This window comes from Longimicrobiales bacterium (assembly GCA_035764935.1).
Taxonomy (GTDB): domain Bacteria; phylum Gemmatimonadota; class Gemmatimonadetes; order Longimicrobiales; family RSA9; genus DASTYK01.
Genome location: DASTYK010000021.1, coordinates 1 through 23,593, shown reverse-complemented (window position 1 = coordinate 23,593; position 23,593 = coordinate 1). Strand labels below are relative to the sequence as shown.

At 67.7% G+C, this 23,593-nt stretch carries 15 protein-coding genes; 5 read left to right on the top strand and 10 right to left on the bottom strand.

Annotation, left to right across the window (positions count from 1 at the left end):
- The first annotated feature begins 90 nt into the window (after positions 1-90).
- Positions 91-1,050 (top strand): aldo/keto reductase, encoded by a 960-nt coding sequence (locus VFU06_01375; GenBank protein ID HEU5208033.1) that lies wholly within the window; start codon positions 91-93, stop codon positions 1,048-1,050.
- Positions 1,051-1,676: 626 nt separating this feature from the next.
- Here the strand turns inward: VFU06_01375 and VFU06_01370 are convergent.
- From VFU06_01370 to VFU06_01350, 5 genes are all read right to left on the bottom strand, one after another.
- Positions 1,677-3,512, bottom strand: coding sequence for a UbiD family decarboxylase (locus tag VFU06_01370; protein ID HEU5208032.1), 1,836 nt, complete (start codon positions 3,510-3,512; stop codon positions 1,677-1,679).
- A gap of 32 nt (positions 3,513-3,544) precedes the next feature.
- Positions 3,545-3,799 (bottom strand): hypothetical protein, encoded by a 255-nt coding sequence (locus VFU06_01365; GenBank protein HEU5208031.1) that lies wholly within the window; start codon positions 3,797-3,799, stop codon positions 3,545-3,547.
- Positions 3,800-3,983: 184 nt separating this feature from the next.
- Positions 3,984-4,979 (bottom strand): serine hydrolase, encoded by a 996-nt coding sequence (locus VFU06_01360; protein HEU5208030.1) that lies wholly within the window; start codon positions 4,977-4,979, stop codon positions 3,984-3,986.
- Positions 4,980-5,131: 152 nt separating this feature from the next.
- Positions 5,132-7,249: a prolyl oligopeptidase family serine peptidase gene (locus VFU06_01355; protein ID HEU5208029.1), complete on the bottom strand. Its 2,118-nt coding sequence runs from the start codon at positions 7,247-7,249 to the stop codon at positions 5,132-5,134.
- Positions 7,250-7,348: 99 nt separating this feature from the next.
- Entirely contained in the window at positions 7,349-7,783 is a 435-nt protein-coding gene (locus VFU06_01350) for a CBS domain-containing protein (GenBank protein ID HEU5208028.1), read from the bottom strand.
- Positions 7,784-7,997: 214 nt separating this feature from the next.
- On the opposite strand from VFU06_01350, the gene VFU06_01345 reads away from it, so the two are divergent.
- Positions 7,998-8,357 (top strand): hypothetical protein, encoded by a 360-nt coding sequence (locus VFU06_01345; protein HEU5208027.1) that lies wholly within the window; start codon positions 7,998-8,000, stop codon positions 8,355-8,357.
- Between the two features lie 5 nt (positions 8,358-8,362).
- On the top strand, positions 8,363-9,604 hold the full coding sequence (locus tag VFU06_01340) for a di-heme oxidoredictase family protein (GenBank protein HEU5208026.1): 1,242 nt from the start codon (positions 8,363-8,365) through the stop codon (positions 9,602-9,604).
- A gap of 105 nt (positions 9,605-9,709) precedes the next feature.
- Here the strand turns inward: VFU06_01340 and VFU06_01335 are convergent, their stop codons facing one another.
- Both VFU06_01335 and VFU06_01330 read right to left on the bottom strand, forming a co-directional pair.
- Positions 9,710-11,062: a hypothetical protein gene (locus VFU06_01335; GenBank protein HEU5208025.1), complete on the bottom strand. Its 1,353-nt coding sequence runs from the start codon at positions 11,060-11,062 to the stop codon at positions 9,710-9,712.
- Between the two features lie 26 nt (positions 11,063-11,088).
- A complete protein-coding gene (locus VFU06_01330) occupies positions 11,089-14,259 on the bottom strand; it encodes a SusC/RagA family TonB-linked outer membrane protein (protein ID HEU5208024.1) in 3,171 nt (1,056 codons plus the stop codon).
- Positions 14,260-14,853: 594 nt separating this feature from the next.
- On the opposite strand from VFU06_01330, the gene VFU06_01325 reads away from it, so the two are divergent.
- Together VFU06_01325 and VFU06_01320 are read left to right on the top strand one after the other, a co-directional pair.
- Positions 14,854-17,970 carry a TonB-dependent receptor gene (locus tag VFU06_01325; GenBank protein ID HEU5208023.1) on the top strand — a complete coding sequence of 1,039 codons (3,117 nt, stop codon included), beginning with the start codon at positions 14,854-14,856 and terminating at the stop codon, positions 17,968-17,970.
- 14 nt (positions 17,971-17,984) lie between these two features.
- On the top strand, positions 17,985-19,298 hold the full coding sequence (locus VFU06_01320) for a RagB/SusD family nutrient uptake outer membrane protein (GenBank protein ID HEU5208022.1): 1,314 nt from the start codon (positions 17,985-17,987) through the stop codon (positions 19,296-19,298).
- 175 nt (positions 19,299-19,473) lie between these two features.
- Here the strand turns inward: VFU06_01320 and VFU06_01315 are convergent, their stop codons facing one another.
- The 3 genes from VFU06_01315 to VFU06_01305 are packed head-to-tail and all read right to left on the bottom strand — an operon-like array spanning position 19,474 to position 23,481.
- Positions 19,474-21,249, bottom strand: a complete 1,776-nt coding sequence (locus VFU06_01315; GenBank protein HEU5208021.1) for a hypothetical protein — start codon at positions 21,247-21,249, stop codon at positions 19,474-19,476.
- Positions 21,250-21,253: 4 nt separating this feature from the next.
- On the bottom strand, positions 21,254-22,162 hold the full coding sequence (locus VFU06_01310) for a DUF305 domain-containing protein (protein HEU5208020.1): 909 nt from the start codon (positions 22,160-22,162) through the stop codon (positions 21,254-21,256).
- 5 nt (positions 22,163-22,167) lie between these two features.
- Complete coding sequence (locus VFU06_01305; GenBank protein HEU5208019.1) at positions 22,168-23,481, bottom strand: M20/M25/M40 family metallo-hydrolase; 1,314 nt, start codon at positions 23,479-23,481, stop codon at positions 22,168-22,170.
- Positions 23,482-23,593 lie beyond the last annotated feature (112 nt).

Below are 23,593 nucleotides of genomic sequence, written 5' to 3'. Positions count from 1 at the left end.
GCGCGTCCTGTCCCGCTGCTTTTGCCGCCTGGGTGGCGGTGTGACATCTTGCGGAAGAACGGCCCAACGACCACCGGACCGGAGACTCACATGATCAATCGACGGGAATGGCTGGGCCTCGCGCTCGGCGCGGGCGCCGCCCTCGCACTGGACCCGCGCCTCCTGCGCGCCGCGCGTGCTCCGCGCAAGCTGAAGCTGATCACGCGGCCGATCCCCTCGACGGGCGAGGAGCTCCCGCTGGTCGGCCTCGGCAGCTCGGCCACCTTCTCGCGGGTCGCCCGCTCGGAAGACGTGAGCGCACTGCGGGAGGTGCTGCGCACGCTCGTCGACAACGGCGGCACGGTCTTCGACACGGCACCGGGTTACGGCGCGTCCGAAGAGGTCGCAGGGCAGCTCGCCCACGAGCTGGGCATCACCGACCGGATCTTCTGGGCAACCAAGGTCAACGTCGCCGGCCGCGACGGTGGCAGCGCGGACCCGGCCGCCGCCCGCGCACAGATCGAGCAGTCGTTCCGCCGACTGCACACATCCGTGATCGATCTCATCCAGGTGCACAACCTGGGCGACGTGCCGACGCAGCTCGCGATTCTGAAGGAGCTCAAGCAGCAGAAGCGCGTCCGCTATATCGGCGTGACCTCGACCAGCGAGCGGCAGTACGACGAGCTCGAGTCGATCATGCGCAACGAGCCGCTCGACTTCATCGGCGTCGATTATGCCATCGACAACCGCGGCGTCGAGGAAACGATCCTGCCGCTCGCGCAGGAGCGGAAGATCGGGGTCATGGTCTACCTGCCCTTCGGTCGGACGCGCCTCTGGAGTCGCGTCGAAGGACGCGAGCTGCCCGACTGGGCCGCAGAGTTCGGCGCGGCGAGCTGGGCCCAGTTCTTCCTCAAGTTCATCGCCGCACACCCCGCCGTGACCGTGATCACCCCGGCCACCAGCCAGCCGCGCCACATGCTCGACAACCTGGGCGCCGCCACGGGTGAGTTGCCGGACGATGCGACGCGGCAACGGATGGTCGAGCTGGTGGATTCGTTGCCCGAGGCGTAACCGCGGCGGCGAGCCGTCAGCTCAGTTCAGCACGCGCGCCCGCCGCACAACGGAGCGCCGCCACCGTTGCTCCGACGCCGGCCAGCAGCAGCAGTGCACCGAGGCACGGCCGGCCCGGAGGGGCGGAGGGGCGGAGGGGCGGAGGGGCGGAGGCGGCAAACCGGCTTGCTGGTGTCGCGAGGTGGCGCGGCGCCGTGACAGTTCGGGCGGGCTGCGATCAAAGGAAACGTTGCGCGCATTCCGCTGGAACCGAACGCGTGCAACGTTGGCTCTGATTATCAAAGGCAACGTTGCGCACATGCCGCCAAGCCTGAACGCGTGCAACGTTAGCTGCGATAATCAAAGGAAACGTTGCGCGCATTCCGCCAGACCCGAACGCGTGCAACGTTGGCTGCGACCATCCCAGGGAAACGTTGCGCGCATTCCGTCAGACTCGATCGCGCGCAACGTTGGCTGCGACCATCCCGGCGAAACGTTGAGCGCATTCCGCCAGACTCGAACGCGTGCAACGATGCCTGCCCTCCCCGGCCCAGGCCCCCGGCCCCGGGCTCCGCAGCTCCCACGCCCCGCAGTGCCCCACGACGGCCCCAACCCCACGCGAGAAGCAGCACCCTCGCCCGCACCCCCTAGATGATCCCGTGCAGTGACGCTCCCCTCGCCCCCAGCCGGTCCACCCGCTTCTCCACCGCGGGATCCGGCACCAGCGGCGGGGCGTGATGCGGTTTCGCGCGCGCGTCGATGATCAGTGGGCCGCGGCAGCCCCAGTGCTTGTGCTCGATGAACGCGCCGACGCCGTGCACGTCGTGCGACGGGTTGCTGCGTGTGAAGGTGACCCACACGAAGTTCGCGATGGACGCGGCGCAGAACGTGGCGTCGTCGCACAGCACAATGAGCGGAACGCCGGCGAGGTCGTACGACTCCAGCTCGCGGGCGAACGCCGCGATCTCACCTGCCGCGGCCTCGTGACTTCTGAACGCAGGTCCCTCTACTGCAACGACGCCCGGCATCACCATGGCGTGCGCATCGAACGGCCGCGGCAGCCGCACGCCCTCCGGCAGCGCTGACCAGAGCTCGCGTCGTCGCTCACCCGCCGCCGCAATTGCGACCTTGGAGCCCTCGTTGAGTCCGGTACCGCTGTAGTCGAGCGTGTCGATCGTCGTGCGGGTCTGAAAGTGCAGGTCGCGCGTGAGGTCGATGCGCTCCAGCACGTGGCGCAGGAATGCGCCCACGTCGTGGATGTCGAGTGACGGGTCGTCCTCGTGTGCGGTGATGAACAGGTATTTCGCCAGGCTGAGCTGGTTCTTGCCGAAGATGTGATTCGCGATGGTCAGGATCTCCTGCGGCCGACGCTCACGCATGAAGGGCGTGTAGCGCTCGCTGCCGATCGCGAGCAGCAGCGGGTGCACGCCCGCTGCGTCGACCGCGTGCACTGCATGGAGCCCCGGAATCTCCTGCGGGATCGCGTCGCCGGTCAGCTCGTGGATCAGCGCGCCGAACGCGGTGTCCTCCTGCGGCGGGCGTCCCACCACCGTGAATGGCCAGATCGCGCCCCTTCGGTGGTACACGCGCTCCACGCGCATCACGGGGAAGTCGTGCACCAGGCTGTAGTAGCCGAGGTGATCGCCGAACGGTCCTTCCGGCTTCGTCTCGTGCGGATGCACGGTGCCGGTGATCACGAAGTCCGCGTCCGCCGAGATGCAGCGGCCGGCGTCGTCGCGCAGGTAGCGGAACGCACGGTTGCCGAGCACGCCTGCGAACACCACCTCCGGCAGTCCTTCCGGCAGCGGCATCACGGCGGCGAGCGTGTGTGCGGGCGGCCCGCCGACGAAGATGCTGACCTGCAGCGGCTGCCCCGCCGCATTGGCGCGCGCCTGGTGAACGCCGATGCCCCTGTGGATCTGGTAGTGCAGCCCGATCTCGCGGTCCTGGACGTAGTCGTTGCCGGCCATCTGGATGCGGTACATCCCGAGGTTTGCACCCATGACACCCGGCTTCGTCACGTCCTCGGTATAGACCTGCGGCAACGTCACGAACGGTCCGCCGTCGTCCGGCCAGTTCACGATCTGCGGCAGGGCACCCATGCGCGTCTGACCTTGGAGCACGGGCGCGCTGCGCACACGCCGCGGCAGCGCGGACGGGGCGAGGGTGGCTGACGAGAAGTGGCGGAATGGATGACGAAGCGCCTGGACCGGATCGTACTTCAGCCCGACCAGCGTCTGCACGCGCGCGAGTGTGTCACGGAAGAGAAAGCGCGCACGCTCGATCGTGCCGAACAGGTTGGACACCGCGCGGAAGGGCGTGCCGCGCACATTCTCGAACAGGATCGCCGGGCCGCCCGCCGCGAACACCCGCTCGTGGACCGCCGCCATCTCGAGGTGCGGATCGACGTCCTCCCTGACCCGCACAAGGTGGCCGTGCGCCTCCAGGTCGGTGACGCACTCCTCCAGACTCCGGTATCCCATTCGCTCCGTGACTCAGCTCGCGACGACACTACTCAGGACCCGGCAACATACCCCTCGCCGCGCGTCACGTCTTCCCCTTCGTGTCCGGTCTCCTGCCCGCCCCGCTCCCGCTGCGCCCGGTCCAGCGCATCGAGCAGGTCCTCCGTCGACTGCGAGTCGAGCGGCGCACCGAGCTGCGTGCGCACCTCGCGCCCGGACTGGTGGCGGAACACGACGCTGTCGCTGCCCTGCTCCTGCACGACGTCCCAGCGCAGCCCGCTGGCGTCGGTCACGATTCTCGCTGGCATTGCTGCTCCCCTGTTGAGTGACTCCCCGGCTGGAGGGCAACTAGTCTGCCAGTGCGAGTACGCTCGCCCCCGTCCGACACTTCATCGGGCAGGACACGACCACGTGATCCCCCGGGCGCCGCCGCGCACGGACGGGGCCCGGGGCGCATCCGTGGACCAACGGATTGCGACGCCCGCCGCTGCCTCAGTCCCGGACCTCGGGCAGCGCCGGCAGCTCGACGTCCGGGTTGTAGTGCCGGAACACCTCGCGCGCGACGCGCGCCACCAGCAGGTGCGGCTCCGCATCCACGCCGTACGACGTGTCCTCGTTCTCGCGCGTCATCACGCAGATCGCGATTGGCGCCGCCGGCGTGTACATGATGCCGCAGTCGTTGCGCGCCTCGTTCACCTGCCCGCTCTTGTGCGCCACGCGCGTGTCCGACGGCAGCCAGCGCACCAGCATCGTGCCGTCCTGGTTGGCATGCAGCATGTCGAGCGCGAGCGAATCCATCGCAGGCGACACCGCTCGCCCCTGGTGCAGCAGCGCGAACAGCTGTGTGATCTCGTCCGGCACCGCCACACCGAACCCGTACTTCACCGACGAGTCCGGCGCGATCGACGTCTGCCGCCGGAACGTCTTGGAGTGCACCTTGCTCTGCGGCAGCCCGAGCGCCTCCGTCTTCTGCCAGACCGTCCCGATGTCGAGCCGGTCGAGCAGCAGGTTCGTCGCGGTATTGTCCGACAGCACGATCATCAGCCAGGCGAGGTCCTCCAGGGTTGGTGCGAGCCCGGAGCCCATGTGCTTGAGCACCCCCGACCCGCCCACGCGATCGCGCATCGTGAGCGACACCCTCTCATCGAGGCGCATCCGCCCCTCGTTCACCTCGTCCAGCAGCGTCACCAGGATCGGCACCTTGATCAGCGACGCAGAGGAAAACTTCTCCCCGCCCCGCAGCGACACAGACTCACCCGAAGCCAGGTTCCGAACACTGATCCCGACCACCCCATGATACCCCTGCGTCGCCCGCTCCAGCGCCCGGCGCAGCGCCGCCGTATCGGCGGCGGCAGGAGCAGTCGCGTTTGACGGCAGCGAGAATGAAGCGACATCGGAATCGCCAGCACCACCCGCAGCCACACCCCGCCCCCCCGGCCCCGCCGCAAAGGCGGCGAAGCCGACAGCACAGAAAACAGCTCTGATCACACCACGCATCACGCCTCCAGCGAGAAAACAGCTCCTGTAACGCCGTGCATCACGTCAGCCGGGAGAAACCCGGGACATCAGACAGCCGAGGGCCTCAGCGAAATTCTCTGTGCCCTCTGTGCTCTCCGTGGTAGATCCGTGGTACAAAAACCCTAACGAAGATGCTTTTCCAGGAACTCCGCCGTCGCCTCGTTCACCCGGATCCAGTTCGCATGCCGCAGGAAGTGATGCGTGTCGTCCGGTATGATCAGCTCCTCGAACGGCACACCCTGCAGCTCGAGCCGCCGCGCGAGGTCCACCGTCTCGGAGAACCGCACGTTACGGTCGTCGTCGCCGTGGATGAGCAGCACCGGCGACGTCCACGTGTCCATGTACGCGATCGGCGAGGAGCGCCAGCCGATCTCCGCAGCCTGCTCGCGGTCCGTCGGCTCGTAGCGGTTCGAGGGTCCCGTGAAACGATCCGCGAAGTTGTGCACCCCGTGGATGTCGACGCCGGCAGCGAACATGTCCGAGTCGCGTGCGAGCGCCATTGCGGTGAGGTAGCCGCCGTACGAACCGCCCCACACACCGATGCGATCCGCATCTACCTGGGGCAGCGAGCGCAGGTACTCACCTGCGGCGACGATGTCGCGATACTCAGCCGCACCCTGCGCGCCGGCATTCGGCGGCCGGTGGAAATCGAAGCCGTAGCCGATGCCCAGCCGGTAGTTCACCGAGAGTGCGACGAAACCGAGCTCCGCGAAGTACTGCTGCGCCGCGTACGCATTCGCGTAGTAGTCCGAGTAGTGCCAGCCCGCGAGCATCTGCCGCGGCGGTCCTCCGTGAATGAAGATGACGGCCGGCTTGCGTGCGGGGCCGCCCTCCTTCTCGAACACCTGCGCGTGCACCGTGACGCCGTCGTCCGCCCGGAACGTCACGCTTTTCGGAATCACGAGCGAGCGCGTGGGGAAATCGTCCGGGATGCGGTCCTCCGCGATCAGCCGCACCGGTCCCCCGTTCACGGGCATCACGGCCGGCAGTGGTGGGCGCTGGGCAGTCGCACTGATCAGCGCGATCGTCGCACCATCGCCGGTCACGACGGGCGTCCACTCGAGCCCTGTGCCCGGTGTCAGCACCTGCGGTGCGCTGCGATCGATCGGTGCCTTCACGATGTGGCGGCGGTCGATGTCGCCTGGTGTGTCACCTGCATTGCCCGCGAAGACGACATACCGGCCATCCGGCGACATCGAGGCGAACTCGACCTGGTAGTCGCCGGGCGTCAGCAGCAGTGGCTCACCGCCGCGCACCGCATCGATCGAGTAGAGGTGCGGCCAACCGTCGTGGTAGGACTGGAACACCAGGCGGTTGCCCGCCGCCCAGTGCAGGTTGGTCCAGCCCTGTGTCGAGGGTGGCGAGCCCTCCAGCGTCTCCGGCGCCCGCCACACCTCGCGCGATTCGCCCGTGCGTGCGTCGGCGACACGGATCGACCATGGCTGGTGGCGCCGCTCCAGGATCGGCTGCGGCGGTCCGCCGCTCCCGCCCCGGCGCACGAATGCGAGCGACGTTCCGTCCGGCGACCAGCGCGGCGAGCCGTCGCGGTGGGTGCTGGGCGAGATCCACGTGATCGGCGTGACGCTGTCCTGGAAGATCCCGATCATCGAGTGCGTGCCACGGTTGGACACGAAGGCGAGGCGCTCGCCGTCCGGGGAGAACTCGATGCTGCCGTTCACGCCGCGCGCGAAGAAGAGCTGCTTCGCCGGTGCAGACCCGTCGATCGGCACCGACCAGACCTGGCGGTTGCGCTCGAAGAGCACCGCGTCCCCCGACGGCGCGATCACCGGCCCATCGCCCCCCTCCGCCAGCACGCGCGCCTCGCCGCCGTCGAACGGCACGGCCCACAGCTCGATCTTCGGCTGCACGGGCATCGATGCCGCGTTGACGGCCGCGAGGCCCCAGTTGTCCTGGTCCCAGTTCGCGTCGTCGCCGCCGCGTCGGTACACGACCCAGCGGCCGTCGGGCGAGAGCTGCACACGCGTCAGCACCTGGCCATCGTCCGTGTCGTACGAGGTCAGCTTCCGCGCGCGCCAGTCGGGGGCCTCGGCCACGTAGATGTTGCGGCGGCCTTCCTCGTTGAACGCCCACGCGATGCGCGCGACCTCCGCCGCAGCGGCAAGCTCGTTGGGGAACGGATAGCTCCTGACCTGCTCCATCGTGTACGACGACTGGGCCGCGGCCGGCAGTGCCACACACAGGAGCGCGATCAGGGGGAGCAGCATGCGCTTCATCGCCATGATCCTTCCGGGTTGTAGAGGGGGGAACCGCCGGAAATTGTGCGACGCGCGCACGGGCGACGCAACCCGCCGCCCGTGTCATCCGCTGCCCGAAGGGTCCTAGCTGACCCGCTGACCCGCCACGTAGTCGCGCAGGACGCCGGTCTCGAGCTCCAGGTCGTCGAGCCGGCGCTTGACGATGTCGCCGACGGAGACGATGCCGCTGAGCTTCTCCCCGTCCATGACGATGAAGTGACGCAGCCTCTCGCCCGTCATCCGCGCCATCAGGGTCCGCACGTCGTCGTCGATATTGCACGTGGGTGCCCGTCGCATGATCCGCGAAAGATTGATCCCGCGGATGTCGCCGTACTGATTGCCGAGCAGCTCGACGACATCGCGCTCATTGACGATGCCGACGACCCTGCCACCGCTCATGACCGGCAGGGCGCCGATCCGGTGCTCGATCATCAGCCGTACCGCTGCATCGACCCGTGCCTCTGAATCAATCGTGATGACGGGCGAGCGGCCTCGCCCCAGCAGCTCCCTGACGCGCATTGTGAAGACCTCCGGACGGTTTGCGTTGCGGTGTCCAGGCGTGCAATCCATGTACCCCGCGCGCATCGCCGAAGTGCTGAGCTGCCACAGCGCCCCCGAACGTTCGCACGGGACACTGGAAATGCGGCCGCAGGTATGGCAGATTCAGTGCGCCCCCGGAAACTCGCCGCACGTCCCGCCCGTAAGGCATACTAAATCCTTACAGGAGGCGAAATTGGGCAAGCACGTCAGGATCCTCGGCTGGCTGCACATCGCACTGGGCGTGATCGACCTGCTGATCGGCATGGCGGCGTTCGGCCTTCTCTCGGGCATCGGAGTGCTGTCGGGCGACGTCCACGCGTTCGGCACGCTGTCGCTGATCGGCAGCTTCGCCGGCGCCATGATGCTGCTGATGGCGCTGCCGAACCTGGTCTGCGGCCTCGGGCTGCTGCGCAACTGGGGCGGCTGGGTGATCGTGCTGGCCGTGATCCTGGGCATCTTCAACCTGACCCATTTCCCGGTCGGGACGGCAATCGCGCTCTACACGTTCTGGATCGCCTGGAAACTCTACGACGCGCAGGCCGACCGAGTCTGAACCTGATGAAGCAGCGCCTCACCATCCGTTCATCTCTGAGCCTCGCCCTCGTCGCAGCAGCCTGCGGCGGGGGCGAGCCCGTGACGGTCGCCATGATCGGCGACCCGCTGCCGGGCCTCACCGCGGAACAGCGCGCACACTTCGACGAGGGGCTGCTGCTCTTCAACCGGGTCTTCACACCCGAAGAAGGCCTGGGGCCTCTCTTCAACGACAACCAGTGCAGCGCCTGCCACACCAGCCCGGCAACCGGCGGCACGGGCGACCAGTTCGTGACGCGGATGAGTCGCACCCTGCCGGACGGCACGTGCGATCCTCTCATCGCAGAGGGCGGCGAGAACGTACGGTTGCGCTCCACCCCCGCGCTGCGGGCTCTCGGCGTGCAGCGCCAGAGCGCCCCGGCAGACGCGACGGACACCGTCCACTTCAACGTGCCGTTCGTTTTCGGCATGGGCCTGATCGAGGCGATCCCGGAGTCGGAGATCCGCTCCCGCGTCGATCCGGACGACAGCGACGGCGATGGCATTTCCGGGCGCCCGGGCGTCGCCGGGGACGGCCGCTTCGCCCGCTTCGGTCGCCTGGCGGACCAGCCAACCCTGCGCGACTTCATCGAGCACGCCGCGCTCATGGAGATGGGCCTGACGACACCCTCGCGGCCGCGTGACACGATCGCGGAGGCGCTTGCCGAGGCGCTGCTGCAGGCGGACAGTCGCTCCACGGACGTCGCTTTCGCCACCGACGGTGCAGCAGCCCTCATCACTGACCCCGCCGCCGACCCCGAGCTGAGCGAAGCCGACGTGGCCCTGCTGCTCGACTTCATGCGCTTTCTCGCACCGCCGCCGCGCAGACTGCCGGATGACGAGACGCAGCGCGCAATGATCACCCGCGGCGAAGCGCTGTTCGCGGAGGTCGGCTGCAGTTCATGCCACGTGCCGACGATGCGCACCGGCAGACAGGACATCGCGGCGCTGGACCGCCGCACGATCGCGCTCTACTCCGACCTGCTGCTGCACGACATGGGACCCGACCTGAGCGGCGCCTGCACACCGGCCGCGTCCCGCACCGAGCGCCGTACCGAGCCGCTCATGGGTCTCGGCAGCCGCAGCAGCTACCTCCACGACAGCCGCACCAATGACCTGACCGAGGCCATCCTGATGCACGGCGGCGAGGCGACGCTGGTGCGCGAGCGCTTCCGCGCGCTGCCCGAGCTCGACCGCCACGGCCTGATCCGTTTCCTGCAGAGTCTCTGACTCCGTGCTCTCCGTGCGCTCTGTGGTAGAAACACCCTCCTGCTAACGACGAAGGGCGCGACGATTGCTCGCCGCGCCCTTCGTTCACTGCAGTAGACGCCCCGATCAGTTGATGTTCGGGTTGCCCACGTACTCCGCGATCGGGATCGGGAAGCACTCCACGTCGCCGTACACGCCCAGCGTGACGTTGATGTGATTCCCGGTCGGGAACTGGCTGTCCGGATCATCGATGCCCTGCCGCTTCCAGCGACGCAGGTCACCCAGGCGGAAGCCGCCCAGGAACAGGTCACGCGCCCGCTGCTCGCGCAATTCTGCCATGAGCTCGTCGCCCACGAGGACGACGGGTGCCTGGCCGCCCACTGCCCGACGGGCGTTCACGAACTGGAGCGTCGTGCCCTCGGGCCCGGTGCCCGTGGGACCGGCCGCCTCGTAGTAATTGTGCATCGCGTCGAGGTACGACCCGAGGCGGATGTCCGTGTCGTTGTTGAACAGCACCGGCGCATCAGCGTCGGTCTGCAGCGTGCCGGTGTACCCGCTGTACGACAGCGGCTGGTACGGCGTGTACAGGATCGTGCGGGCATCGTGACCCGTCCGCGGCTGCGGATTGAACTGCACCCGAGGATCCGTCTGGTCCTCGACCGGCACGGTCTCACCGAATGTGCCCCACTCTTTGACCAGGCGCGGATGCACGCCGATCGTGTGGTTATTGCCGGTCACGTTGTCGTCCAGCTCGAAGCTGAGCGCGCCCTCTTTGTACTCGACCCACCAGATGAAATCCGAATCGACGTTCGACGCCGCCTGCATCGCGAGCGTCGGATCATCGGCGGCCATAGCCGCACGCGCCAGACCCGTGTACGCCAGGTTGAGCACGTCATCGGCGCCCGCGGCCTGCGCGACCGGAATGGCCGCCTGGAACTTCGCGATGGCCATGTCGGCGAGCTGTGCGGGGGTGTAGCGCTCGGCCCCGACGTTGATCGTCGCGTCGCACATCGTCTCCGCCATCAGCGTGTAGGCGTACCCGCCATATGCGAGGACCATGGCCATGCGGCGATCGGAGCCAGGATCCTCGAGCAGCGTGCTCAGTCGTGTAGCCACGCTGTCCGCCATGAACCGCGAGCGACTGAGCGCACGGAACATGTCGTTGGCCGGGCCCGCATCGAAGGTGAGCCGCCGTGCACCGAGCTCCTGCGTCGTCGGCCAGTTGATACCGGACACCTGCTCGTCCGTGATGTGGCTCGCGAGCCAGATCACGGGCTCACCGTACTCCGCGGCGAACCGCGCAACCACGCTGTTCGCCAGCACGGTGACCAGTGTCTCGTCATCGAGCTGGTCCTCCTGGATCGCCGCCGGATTGTTCGCCTCCATCAGCTCGTCGACCTGGCTGCACGCGGCCAGCCCGAAGGCGGCGAGTGCAGCAAGCGCGATCTGACCGCGGCGCAATTCACGAATTCGGAACATGATTCCCATTCTCCTTGTCGCCGCCGTTAGAAGTTCAGGTTGAACGAGACGGACAAGCGGCGCTGCATCGGGACCGAGCCGTAGTCGGCGGTCTCGAAGTTGGCGTCGCCGGTGAAGGCGACCTCCGGATCCGCCGTGCCCTCGTACTTCGTCCACATCCAGAGATTGCGCCCGGCGAGCGTCACGGAAGCGCGTGACATGCCGATCCGATCGACCCAGGAGCCCGGGAAGGTGTACGTGGCCGACAGCTCACGCAGCTTCATGAAGTCCGCGGGCATGATGTAGCGCTTCGACTGCTGGCTGAGCAGGATGCCCCGCTCGTACCGGCCCCACGTGTCGTACTCGGGATGGCTGGGATCCAGCCGCGGATCGTTGATCTCCCTCGAGTTGCGATCACTGCGCGTGCGTACCGAGCAGATGGCGCACCACTGGTAGTGACCACCCTGGTAGTCCAGAAACGCGTACAGCTGCAGGTTGTCGAACAGTACCAGCGTGTTCGTCAGACCGAGCAGACGCGTCGGGAACGGCGAGCCGACGAACTCCTCCTCGCAGTCCGCGCGCTGGTCAGGCGCCCAGCTCACGCACTCCTGCAGCAGCGCAACTCCGTTGGAGCCGAGAATCGGCAGGCCGTTCGCGTCACGCTGCACGTCGATCGACCAGTAGCCGCCCAGCGGGTAGCCTTCGCGATGACGCTGCGTCGCGATGAACGGACCGAAGCGGTCCTCGTGCATGATCGGGTTGCCCTGCGCGTCCGTGCCGAACGAGACCAGCTTGTTGTGCGCCGTGCTGAAGGAGACGATCGCATCCCAGCGCACCTTGTCGCTCACGATCGGAGTCGCGTTGACCGCCAGCTCGATCCCCTTGTTGTTGATCTCGCCGATGTTGACCAGGTGCGAGCCGGTCCAGCCGCTCGACGGCGGATCGTCAACGGAGAGAAGCGCGTCCTTCGTCGTCTTGTTGTAGAACGTGAAGTCGAGCCCCACGCGGCCGGTCAGCAGCGATGCGTCGAAGCCGAGCTCGATCTCATCTCCCGTCTCTGCCTTCAGGTCCGGATTGCCGTAGTCGTCGGTGGTGATCGCGTTGACCGCCTGATCGCCGATCACGCCAACCGTGGCCTGGTAGGTCCGGTCCGCCGAGAACGGCGCAGGCGAGTTGCCCGCGCGACCCCACGCAGCGCGCAGCTTGAGGTCGTCGACCCACGGCACCTCGAAGAAGCTCTCCTCCGAAACCACCCACGACACCGACGCCTTGGGGTAGACGACCAGCGAGAAGTCACGGCCGAATGCCGAGTTGTCGTCCACCCGCACCGCGCCGGTCAGGAAGAGCCGGTTCTGATAGCCGACCTGCTCCTGCAGGTAGAAGCCGAGCGACGTCTGCTCCGAGAACGACTGGCTCGCATCCCGCAGCGATGCGTCACCGATCAGGTTCAGCGAGTTGGCGACGAACCCCCAGCCCTCGACGTCGTACCCCTCCGCCGTCCGCTTCGTCAGCTGCATCCCGAAGCTCGACGCCGACGTCCAGTCGTCGTTGACGTCGAACGACAGCGTCGAGCCGACATCCGCCGTCCACAGCCAGATCTTGTCCGTGCCGATGAACGAGTATCCGCCAGCTTCATTTCCGTCGTACAACCGACCGCCTGTCTGGTCGATGTCGTTGCCGTTGATGTTCTGCTGCTCACGGCGATCCACGCCGACCGTCACCTTGTTCTGCCACCACTCCCACGGCGTGTACTGCGCCGTGACACCCATCGTGAAGCGCTCCTGCTCCAGGTGGCGGTCGTAGTGGTTGCTGAACTCCGGATGGTAGCTCTTGAAGCCCGGCAGATAGCGGCCCGACAACCCGCCCGCTTCGCCGCGGTACGCGTTGCGCAGGATGCTGTTCGACGAGTTGTCAGACAGCGGAAGCTGCTGGTCCTGCCGCACGTAGCCCACGTTCACGTTGAAGTTCGCCTTGTCCGTCGGGACGAAGCCGAAGTTCGCACGCGCGCCCATCCGGTCGCTGTAGTTGTTGTAGAAGCTGCCGTCCTGGTCGCTCTTCTCACCCGAGAGGTAGAAGTTGTACGAGTCGCCACCACCGCGTACCGCCAGGTTCACATTCTGCGTGACACCCGTCCGCAGCGGATTCGGCTGGCAGCCCGCCTGCTGCGGGAACAGGCACGGATAGTCCTCCGTCCAGCCGTTCTGCTGATACTGGTGAATCACACCCGCCGAGCGGCGGTTCGGGTCGAGCGGCCGGTCGATCAGCAGGCGCTCCTCCAGTGGCTCCGAACCCGTGAACACGCCGCACCCCGGATTGTCCTCCAGATCCGCCATCCGTGCGTCCGTGCACAGCCAGTAGTTCGTGATCTGATCCGCCGCCCACTCCGTCTCGCCGTACTCGAAGTTGGCCGTCCACTGCAGCCCCTCGGCCTTGCGCCCCTTCTTCGTGACGATCTGGATCACGCCGGACGCCGCTTCCGCACCGTACAGCGTCGCCGCCGCCGGGCCCTTGATCACCTCGATCGACTCGATGTCGTTCGGGTTGAACGAGTCCAGCAGGTTGATCGGCTGCGCGGTGTTGCCCTGCGTGCGCGTCTGCCCCGACTGCACCCGCACACCGTCCACGAACACCACGGGTTCATTGCCGGCGTTCAGCGATCCCGAGCCGCGGATCCGCATGCGCGAGCCGCCACCCACGATGCCCGTCGACTGCAGCATCGTGACACCCGGAGCACGCCCCTGCAGCAGCTGGCGCGCATCGGCTACTGGCATCTTCTCGGTGATGTCGGACGCAGACACCGTCGCCACGCTGTTGCCCAGCGTACGCTTCGCCTGCCCCGTGCCCGCCGTACCGGTGACCACGATCTGGTCAAGACTGATTGCGGACTGCGACAGTGTCAGGTTCACGGTCACCGACTGCCCGGCCTCCACCGTGGTCGTGGCCTCCGCTGCCGAGTAGCCGATCATCTGCGCGCGCACGATCCGTGCACCCGCCGGAACATTCAGGATCAGGTAGGTGCCGTCATCGTTCGCCAGGGCCCCGAGACCCGTGCCTTCGATCAGGACCTGCGCGCCGACCAGCGGCTGTTGCGTCGCGGCATCGACCACGCGCCCCGTGACTGTGCCGGTTGACTGGGCCGCTGCGGGTAGAACTGGCATGAGCACGAAGCCCAGCAGCCCTGCCGCGAGTCCCAGTCTCCGGACGCGGTTTGGAGACATCGTCCTTCTCCTCCTGGTGGCGATCAAACCGGGACGGCCGCGCGCCATCCCGCACGTGCACCCACATGCGCACTCCGGCGCACTCGGGCGAACAACCCTTGACAGCGTTCCTTCGGAGCTCGGCTCGTTCGGGCCGACGTCTCGTCCGCGGGCCTCAGCCCACGGATGAATTTTTATTCAGTGTTTGGAGCGTCTACGGGGCTTGTCGCCCCCGCGGCCGGGATTGCGCGCCCGTCCGCGAAATACGCCACCGGCGCCTTGCGCAAGCGCCGGGGCTGGAACCGTACGTTGTATGCAGATCTGGGCATCGTACGCCCCGAACGGACGCATGTCAAGGAACCGCAATGCGCCCGTGGGTTGCCCCGACTGCCGTTGGAAGCGCCGGGGAGCAGCACATGGAAGTGCATACAAACCCATGATCCCACCAACACTTTGCCCCGGGTGCACCGGATCCGGTGACGGGTGCGGTTGCACCGCGGCGCCGGCGCGTGCATGGTAGCGCGGCCCCTGACCGGGGTGCGGATGATGGGAAGTAATGCCCGCTCACCCTGCCTTCGCGGCTGGCGGGCCCGCCAACGAGGAGAGGAGAACTACATGCCACACGCAGCTCCGCGACGCCTGCTTCTGGGCGTCGCACTGTCCGGCCTGTGTCTGTTGGGCACATGGTCACAGGCCTGGGCTCAGGAACCCTACCAGATCCAGGGCACAGTGGTGAACGAGGGGACGGCGGAACCGCTGCCCAGCGTTCAGGTGCTGTTGCAGGGCACGTCGATCGGTACGCTGACCGATGCGGCGGGTCGCTACTCCCTGGAGGCTGCGGTCCGGCCGGGAACGTACACGCTCCGGTTCATTCTGATCGGTCACGCGGACGCGACGCGGCAGGTCGAGCTTGGCGACGAGCGCACGATCCAGGTGCCGGAGGTGGGCATGCGGGAAAGTGCGGTTCAGCTCGACGAGATCGTGGTCACCGGTACGGGTGTCCAGGCGGAGCGGCGTGCGGTCGGCAACACGGTTGCGTCGATCAGCGGCGACGAGGTGAACGAGGCGCCCGCGGCGACGTCGATCGACAGGGCGCTGCAGGGCAAGATCGCCGGTGCGGTGATCACGCAGAACAACGGCCAGCCGGGCGGTGGTGTGAGCATCCGCCTGCGCGGCACGAGCTCGATCCTGGGCGGTGCAGAGCCGCTGATCGTAATCGACGGTGTGATCGTCGAGAACAACTCGAGCGCGCTCGTCGGTCTGGGCGCGAACGCATCGTACGGCGGCGCCGCGATGGGCAACCGCCTCGCCGACATCCCGCCGTCGGACATCGAGCGCATCGTGGTGCTGAAGGGTGCGGCAGCAGCGGCACTCTACGGTTCGCGCGCGAACAACGGCGTGATCCAGATTTTCACGCGCCGTGGTCGCACGGGCGAGCCGGTAATCACGTTGAGCAGTGAGAACACGTGGAGCAGCGTGCCGGAGCGCTACGACCTGCTGGAGTCACCGCTGGCGGGACCGGGCGACGTGATCTTCGGCCCAGCGGACGACATCGGTGAGCCGGTCACGCGTTACCTGTACCAGGACCAGCTGTTCCGCACCGGGTTCGGCACGAACAACCAGGTGGCGCTGTCGGGTGGAACCGAGGGCACGCAGTACTACCTGTCGGGCTCGTGGATGGAGAATTCGGGTGCCATCCGCGGCACGGACTTCGGCCGTGTGGGTGCGCGGGCGCGACTCACGCAGCGCATCAACAACTGGCTGGAGGTCGGCGCGAGCGCGAACTTCCTCCAGACCGAGTCGAACTTCGTGCCCGAGGGTGAGCAGACGCAGGGCGTGACGACGACGCTGATCTTTACGCCGACCACCTTCAACCCCTTCTTCGACGAAAATCTCGGCCGCTACCCCTACAGTCCGATCATCAGCACGAACCCGTTCGACGTGATCGAGAACTGGAAGGCCGAAGGCGACGTGAACCGCTTCCTGGGCAACATCGAGGCGAACGTCACGCCGCTGTCGAACCTGCGCTTCACGATGCTCTTCGGGCTCGACGACTCCCGCGAGGAGTTCGTGTACCTGCAGCCCCCGTTCTCGCTCGGCGCATCGTATGCCGGGTCGCTGCAGAACCCGATCCGCTCGATCCGCCGCTACAACACGGACATCACTGCCAGCCACGATGCCGACCTGACGGAATCGGTCAGCCTCACGAGCACGGCGGGCTTCCGTCACACGTTCGACCGGACGAACACGGTGCGTGCAGCGGCTCTCGGCCTCAACCCCGGCCAGGGCACGATCGGCGGCGGCGGCGCGACGCCGTCGGCATCGCAGTCGATTGCGGAGATCACGACGCTGGGCGGCTTCCTGCAGGAGCGCGTTTCGATCGGCGACCGGCTGTACCTGACGGGCGGCCTGAACATCGAGGCTTCCTCGGCGTTCGGTGAGGACGAGCGCTGGCAGATGTTCCCGCGCGTCAGCGGATCGTACGTCCTGAGCGACGAGCCGTTCTTCCAGGAGTCGAGCCTGGGCAACCTCTTCAGCACGCTCCGCCTGCGCGCGGCATACGGCCAGACGGGTGGCCAGCCGCCGGGTGCGTATTTCCGCTTCTCGAACTACGGCAACATCGCGCACGCCGACCGCGTGGGCTTCGTGCCCAGCACACTGGCGGGCAACCCGGACCTGAAGCCGGAACGCCAGCGCGAGTGGGAGGGTGGCTTCGAGATGGGGCTGTTCGAGGATCGGCTCGGCCTGGAGTTCACGTACTACGACCAGGTCACGAACGACCTCGTGCTGTCCGTCCCGCTGCCGTACAGCTCGGGCTTCACGTCGCAGTACCAGAACATCGGTGAGGTCTCCAACAAGGGCGTGGAGCTGACGCTGAACGCGCTCGCGATCGAGAGCGACAACTTCAGCTGGAGCTCGCGCGTCATCTACTCGCACAACCGCAACAAGGTCGTCGATCTCGGTGCGGCAACGGACTCCGTCAACTACGCCTACCTGAACTACGTGGTCGAGGGCGAGCCGATCGGCGTGTTCTACGGCGCGTACTACCCGCGCGACGAGCAGGGCAACATCATCTACTTCCCGCGCGTGGGGACCAGCAACACGCCGATCTACGATGCGTCGATCTGCGGCACCGAGCTGAACGTGGAGCTCGGCTGCCTGCCGACCCGCGCGCGCGACGAGAGTGGACGCGTGCTCACCAAGAAGCTGGGCGATCCGAACCCGGACTTCACGCTGTCCTGGGGCAACGACTTCCAGTTCGGCAACAACGTCGAGCTGAGCGTCCTGCTCGACGGCCGCTTCGGCAACGACGTCGCGAATTTCTCGCGCCGCATCTCCGACTACTTCGGCGTCAGCTCGGCCATCGAGGGCGAGATCTCGGGCGAGCTGCCGGTGCTCCGGAACCCGACGACCGGCGCGGTCGTCCGCACGTACCACTTCCTCAATCTCGAGCGGCACCTGCTGTACGAGGAGTTCGTCGAGGATGCCAGCTACGTGAAGCTGCGCGAGATCGCACTGCGCTACAACGTGCCGCAGTCGTGGGCGAACCGGATCGGCGCATCTGCAGCGACGATCACGCTCGCCGGGCGCAACCTGCACACGTGGACCGACTACAAGGGTATCGACCCTGAAATCAACCTGTTCTCCGCCAACACCGTGGCGCGCGGCGTCGACTTCGCGACGAGCCCCATTCCGCGCACGTTCGCGGCCGGCTTCACCCTGACGTTCTGAGCGGAGGCAAGGTGATGAACAGACATTCCAAGATCATGCGCGGAGTGACCAGCATGCATACACGACTCGGCGCAGCCCTGCTCGTCATGGGCATCATGACGGCCGGCTGCGACCTCGACCTCGTCAACCCGAACTCGCCCACCGAGGCGACGGTGCTGACCGACGACGACGGCATTCTCGGCCTGACGGTCGGCATCCAGGAGCAGTTTGCAGGAGCGGCGCGCCACTACGCGCTGCCCTCGGCACTCGTGACCGACGAGTGGGGACCGCGCAGCCGCGCGCTGCCCGCCGACAAGGCAATGTTCGAGGGCACGCCCGATCCGGAGTTCGGTATCGTGGCGAACCCGTTCGCGCAGACGTTCCAGATCATGCGCACGGCGGACAACATCGTCCAGAACGCGCCCAACGTCGGGCTCGGACCCGCGCTGCTCAGTGGTGTGCTCGCCACCGCGAAGCTGCACAAGGCCATGGCGATGGGCCGCGCGATCCAGATCTACGAGGAGTATCCCGTCGCGCTCGCGCTCGAGGGAGCGCCACCCGCGTCGCGCGACGCGGTGCTCGACACCGTGCTGTCGCTGCTCGAGAGCGCCCGCAGCGACCTGGCCGGCGTGAGCGACGCCGACCTGGCCGGCTTCCGGCAGCGCGTGCTCGACCCGGGCATCGATCTGCGCAGCTCGATCGACGCGGTGCTCGCGCGCTACTACCTGATCGACGGGCAGTACGACGCGGCGCTCGAGGCTGCGAACCGCGCCGACGACGAGAACGCGTCCTACTACACGTTCAGCGGCACGGAGATGAACACGATCTACCAGTACTCCTCTCCCGAGCAGCTGGACTACACGTGGCCGCTGCTCAGCTTCGCGCGGGAGGCCGAAGCCGGCGATCAGCGCGTGGCCATGTGGACAGACACGCTGAACCTCGACGAAACGGTCGATCCGGTGCTCGCGGCGCCTGTCGCGTTCATGGAGCGTGACTCGCCCTGGCCGCTCTATCGACCGGACGAGATGCGCCTGATCCGCGCAGAGGTCCATGCCCGCAACGGCAACCTGCTGGCGGCCATCGACGAGATCAACGAGGTGCGCACCCAGTGCGACGCCGGAATCGAGGATCCGGCGCCCTGCCTGCCCGCACTCACGCTCGTGGACCTGCCGACCGCCGAGGACGTGCTGGCGCAGATCGCCTACGAGCGGCGCTACGAGCTGTTCCTCACGGGACTGCGCTGGGAGGACCTGCGGCGGCTCGGCCAGTACTCCGGTGAGCAGGCAAAGATGGACTTCCTGCCGACACCGAAGCGCGAGTGCGACGTGAACCCGAACTACCCCTGCTGACGAGCTCGCAGCAGGTTCCAGCACGAAGAAAGGCCCGGGCGCAAGCCCGGGCCTTTCTGCTGTCATGCACGAGTATTTCCGAGGCTCGCAGCAGATGGAGAAAGGGCCCGGACAAACCGCCCGAGCCCTGTCCCGTTCGCGATACACGGTACGACGGTGAACGTCGGACGCGGCGCTACCGGCTGGCGTTCGCCAGCTCCCGCACCGCCGCCGCCATCGCCCGTACCCGCTCTGCGTCGGACGCACCCGCAGCATCCCTGTCCAGCGCCGTCGCGAGCTGATTCAGCCGCTCCGCGCGCGCCGAGCCCGTCGCCTGCTCCGCCGCATCGATCGCCGCTGCGATCTCACGCGTGCGTGCAGCCGGCAGCCCGTTACCACGCACGAGCTGGTCGAGGTATGAGCGCACGACGGGGAACGCCGCCGGCCACGTGATCTGCGGCTGCGCCTGCGGGTTGTACTCGTCCATGATCACGAGCTTCGCGGCGTCGATCTCGTTCTGCGAGATGTGCTCGCTCGGCACCAGCTCGAGCACGTCCAGGCCGCGTGCCATCTCGGACGAGTAGATGTGGCCATTGTACCAGTATGCGCCCCACGAACCGCCGATGATCAGCGTGCTGTCGCTCAGCGGACCGCGGTCGAACCAGGCGATCTCGACCGGGTTCTTCGGATCCGTGAAGTCGACCACGTTGACGCCGCCCTGGTACCAGCCCTGCACCATGATGTCGCGACCGGGCACCGGGATCAGCCCGCCATTGTGCGAGACGCAGTTCTCCGTCTCCGTCTGTGCAGCGAGCATCTTCACGTAGCCGTGCTGCGTCATGCGGCCGCGGTCGATCGTCAGGATCGTGTTGCCGCCCAGCCGCACGGGGTCACCGACGCGGCAGCGAGGCTGCGTGCCGCCACCCCACTCGTCCGTGAACACCACCGTCTGCGCGTCGTTGCTGAAGACGGCCGTATGCCAGAGCGAGAAGTTAAGGTCCGACTTTGCATCGAGGCGCACCGGCTTCTCCGGGTTCGACGCATCCAGCAGGATGCCGAACGTGCCGCATGAGCCCGCCACCAGGTTGAACTCGGGGTACGACGTCAGGTCGTGGCAGCCGCGCGGCCCCTGCGCGAAACGGCCCGTGGCGGTGTCGCTGATCGCAACGCCGGCACGCCCGGGCGCGCGTGGCAGCCCCTCGAAGATGCGCGTGAAGCCCACGACCGACGCCTGCTCGGGCGCGTCCAGCGACACGCGGATGATGTCGACGCGGTACTGCGCCGTGTTCGGGTTCTCGTCGAGCGAGCCGTCGGAGCACCCGGGCATCTCCGTCGAGTCACGCACGCTCGAAGAGCCACCCACGTAGATGTAGATCGTCTTCGAATCGTTCGGATCCGGCACGATCGTGTGCGTGTGCGAGCCACGGCACGTCTGCACGTTCTTGATCAGCTTCGGCGCGCGCGGGTTGCTGACGTCGAAGATGCGCACCCCGCGCATGCGGTCCGCGCCGTCCTCCACGCCCTGCATCCCGCAATCGATGCGCGAGCGCGGCGACTCGGCCGACACGAAGAGCAGGTTGCCGTAGATCGACGGGTCGCCCTGGTCGGTCGCACACGGCACGGTGCTCAGCAGCTCCGGGTCGGCAGGGTTGCTGATGTCCCAGACCGAGAAGCCGCTGAAGTTGCCCTGGTAGAGGACGTCACCGCGGAACGCGAGGTCCGAGTTGACGTACGCCAGTCCACGCGTGGAGTCGAACGCCTCGGGCTTGGGCGACCAGGAGACGAGCCGCATGTTCTCCGCGGAGATGCCCGCCGTGTTGCCGGTGCCCGCGCTCAGGCCGACGCGCGGGTCGTCCGTCGTTGCGACGGTGTCCTGCTGCGCCGCGGCCGGCGCAACGGCAACCACCATTGCCAGCGCCGCTGCTGCAGTGATCGCGCGGCGCGACCGCGCACGTTCCGGATGCATTCCCATCAGCTCAGTTTCCTCCCGTGTTGGTCAGCGTGTTCAGCATGCCCTGCATGACGTAGATCTCGTCGCGCTGGTCCGCGTCGACGTCCGTCGCGAAGCGGAAGAGGTCGGGCTCCTGCCCCGCACCCGGCGCGGCGAACAGCTCTTCCACCATCAGCAGCGCCCCCTCGTGGTGCCGGATCATGAACTCCAGGAACAGCCGCTCGAACTCGGCGCCGCGCGCCCCGTCGAGCCGCGCCATCTCCTCGTCGCTCAGCATGCCCGGCATGTCCATGCCGTGCATGGCCTCCGGCTCCGGCACGACCTGGCCGCGCTCGCGCAGCCACTGCTTCATGAAGCCGATCTCGTCCTGCTGCGAGATGTCGATCTTCTCCGCAAGCTGCCGCATGGCCGGACCCGCGCCGTGCGTGGGCACCATGTCCGTCATGGTGACCGCCTGCGCATGGTGCCCGATCATGTGCTGCATGAACTGCACGTCGGCAACCGTGTAGCCGGGACCTGCAGTGGCCGGGATCGCGTGCGCGCCGTGCTGCTGCTGCCCGTGCATCGCCGCGTGGCGCGCCGCGTGCGCCGGGTCAGCCATGTGCGCAGCGTGCATCGCCGCATCATGGGCGTGCGACGCTGCCGCGTCACCGGCGTGTGCCGCGTGCGTGGGCGCCGCCTGCGCAGCCGTGTCACCGGCGTGTGCCGCGTGCGTGTCCGCCGCCTGCGCAGTCGCGTCACCGGCATGTGCCGCATGCGTGGCCGCCGCCTGCGCTGCCGTGTCACCGGCGTGTGCCGCGTGCGTGTCCGCCTGCGCTGCCGCCGCGTCCCTGTGATTTGCCGGCCCTCCCGCCGTGGTGCCGCTGCTGCACGCCGCACCCAGTGCGAGCGCGAGTGTGGCGGCCGCACCGCCCCGACCGGGGATGAACCTCATGTGCTTCACTCCTGTTCTGCCGACTGCGTCAACCGGTACATCAGCAGCGCGGCCCGCTTCGCCGCGCGCTCGATCGAGCTCAGGTTCACGGTCTCCTCGACCGTGTGCGAGCCGCTTCCCTCCGGACCCAGCCCGTCGATCCCGGCGTCCACCACGGACGCCACGAACGAGATGTCCGCCGCGCCGCGACGCCCCGGGTCGAAGGCCACGACCGGCCCCATGCCGAGCGCCTGGCTCACACCGTCGAGCTCGGCCAGGAGTGCGCGGTTCGCGTCGGTCGGCGGCATGGAGGGGTAGCCGTCGCCGAAGGTGATGCGCGACGTCGCACCCGGCAGCGGCCGCGCGACGATCTCGCGCATCTTCTGCCGCGTGCGCTCCAGCTGCTCGTCCGTGATCGTGCGGATGTCGCCCGTGATCACGACCGCCGGCGGCACGACGTTGGTCTTGCCGAACGCGCTGCCGCGGGCCGTCTCGTCGTCCCAGCTGGCTTTCGTCCCGCCGACGATCGTCGCCGCGTTGAACGTCAGGTACTCCTCGCCGCGGATCTCGGAGTAGAAGTCCTCCAGGATGCGGCCGGCCTCGTAGATCGCGCCCGCACCGACGCCATCCGAGAAGACACCCGACGAGTGTGCCGTCCGCGCCTCGATGTCGACCCGCCAGTCCGTCGAGCTGCGGCGCGCGATCACGCCGTAGCCCTGTGTGCCGCCCTCGAAGCCGAGCGCGATATCCGCCGCGACGCCCGCCTCGACCAGCGCCCGCCGCGCCTCCTCCAGCGGCTCGCCCGGCCGCTCCTCGTCCCCGGTCATCACCACGGTGATGGCAGCGCCGTCGAGTGCGCCCGCGGCGTGCAGCGCCTCCAGCGCCGACCAGATTACGATGTCGCCGCCCTTCATGTCGCTCGCGCCCGGACCCTTCGCGACGCTGTCGTTCACCAGTGTCCACGCCTGGAACGGGCTGTCCTCCTCGAACACCGTGTCGAGATGGCCGATCAGGAGCAGATGAGGACCACGCGTGCCCGCGCGCGTCGCGACCAGGTGCCCGCCGCGGTTCGGAACCGCGGGCTGGACGTAGCGAACCTCGAAGCCGAGCGCCTCGAAGCGCGGAGCCAGGACGTCGTATACACGACGCTGCCCGGCAGCGTTCAGGGTGCCGCTGTTGATGTTGACGATCTGCTCGAGCAGCGCGATCGCCTGCGGCTGGTTCGCGCCGACCGCCTGGACGATGCGCTGCTCGGTCGCGTCGAGCTGGGCGTGCAGCGGCGTGGCCGTTACGAGCGCGGCGATGGCCGCCGCTCCGGTAATCGTGCGAAGCGGATGCATGGCGGTGCAGGTCAGGGTTCTTGTGCGTTTCGGGGGATCTTACGGCGGCAGGACGGTTTCGGCGAGCGCCGTCGCCTCGCGCAGTTGCGCGGCACCCTGTAACGCGCCAGGC

What these genes read in the sequence shown, in the direction of transcription:
- VFU06_01370 (HEU5208032.1), bottom strand. Translation starts at nt 3,512, where the DNA reads ATGGGATACCGGAGTCTGGAGGAGTGCGTCACCGACCTGGAGGCGCAC.
- VFU06_01365 (HEU5208031.1), bottom strand. Translation starts at nt 3,799, where the DNA reads ATGCCAGCGAGAATCGTGACCGACGCCAGCGGGCTGCGCTGGGACGTC.
- VFU06_01375 (HEU5208033.1), top strand. Translation starts at nt 91, where the DNA reads ATGATCAATCGACGGGAATGGCTGGGCCTCGCGCTCGGCGCGGGCGCC.
- VFU06_01350 (HEU5208028.1), bottom strand. Translation starts at nt 7,783, where the DNA reads ATGCGCGTCAGGGAGCTGCTGGGGCGAGGCCGCTCGCCCGTCATCACG.
- VFU06_01320 (HEU5208022.1), top strand. Translation starts at nt 17,985, where the DNA reads ATGAACAGACATTCCAAGATCATGCGCGGAGTGACCAGCATGCATACA.
- VFU06_01340 (HEU5208026.1), top strand. Translation starts at nt 8,363, where the DNA reads ATGAAGCAGCGCCTCACCATCCGTTCATCTCTGAGCCTCGCCCTCGTC.
- VFU06_01335 (HEU5208025.1), bottom strand. Translation starts at nt 11,062, where the DNA reads ATGTTCCGAATTCGTGAATTGCGCCGCGGTCAGATCGCGCTTGCTGCA.
- VFU06_01355 (HEU5208029.1), bottom strand. Translation starts at nt 7,249, where the DNA reads ATGGCGATGAAGCGCATGCTGCTCCCCCTGATCGCGCTCCTGTGTGTG.
- VFU06_01325 (HEU5208023.1), top strand. Translation starts at nt 14,854, where the DNA reads ATGCCACACGCAGCTCCGCGACGCCTGCTTCTGGGCGTCGCACTGTCC.
- VFU06_01330 (HEU5208024.1), bottom strand. Translation starts at nt 14,259, where the DNA reads ATGTCTCCAAACCGCGTCCGGAGACTGGGACTCGCGGCAGGGCTGCTG.
- VFU06_01315 (HEU5208021.1), bottom strand. Translation starts at nt 21,249, where the DNA reads ATGGGAATGCATCCGGAACGTGCGCGGTCGCGCCGCGCGATCACTGCA.
- VFU06_01310 (HEU5208020.1), bottom strand. Translation starts at nt 22,162, where the DNA reads ATGAGGTTCATCCCCGGTCGGGGCGGTGCGGCCGCCACACTCGCGCTC.
- VFU06_01305 (HEU5208019.1), bottom strand. Translation starts at nt 23,481, where the DNA reads ATGCATCCGCTTCGCACGATTACCGGAGCGGCGGCCATCGCCGCGCTC.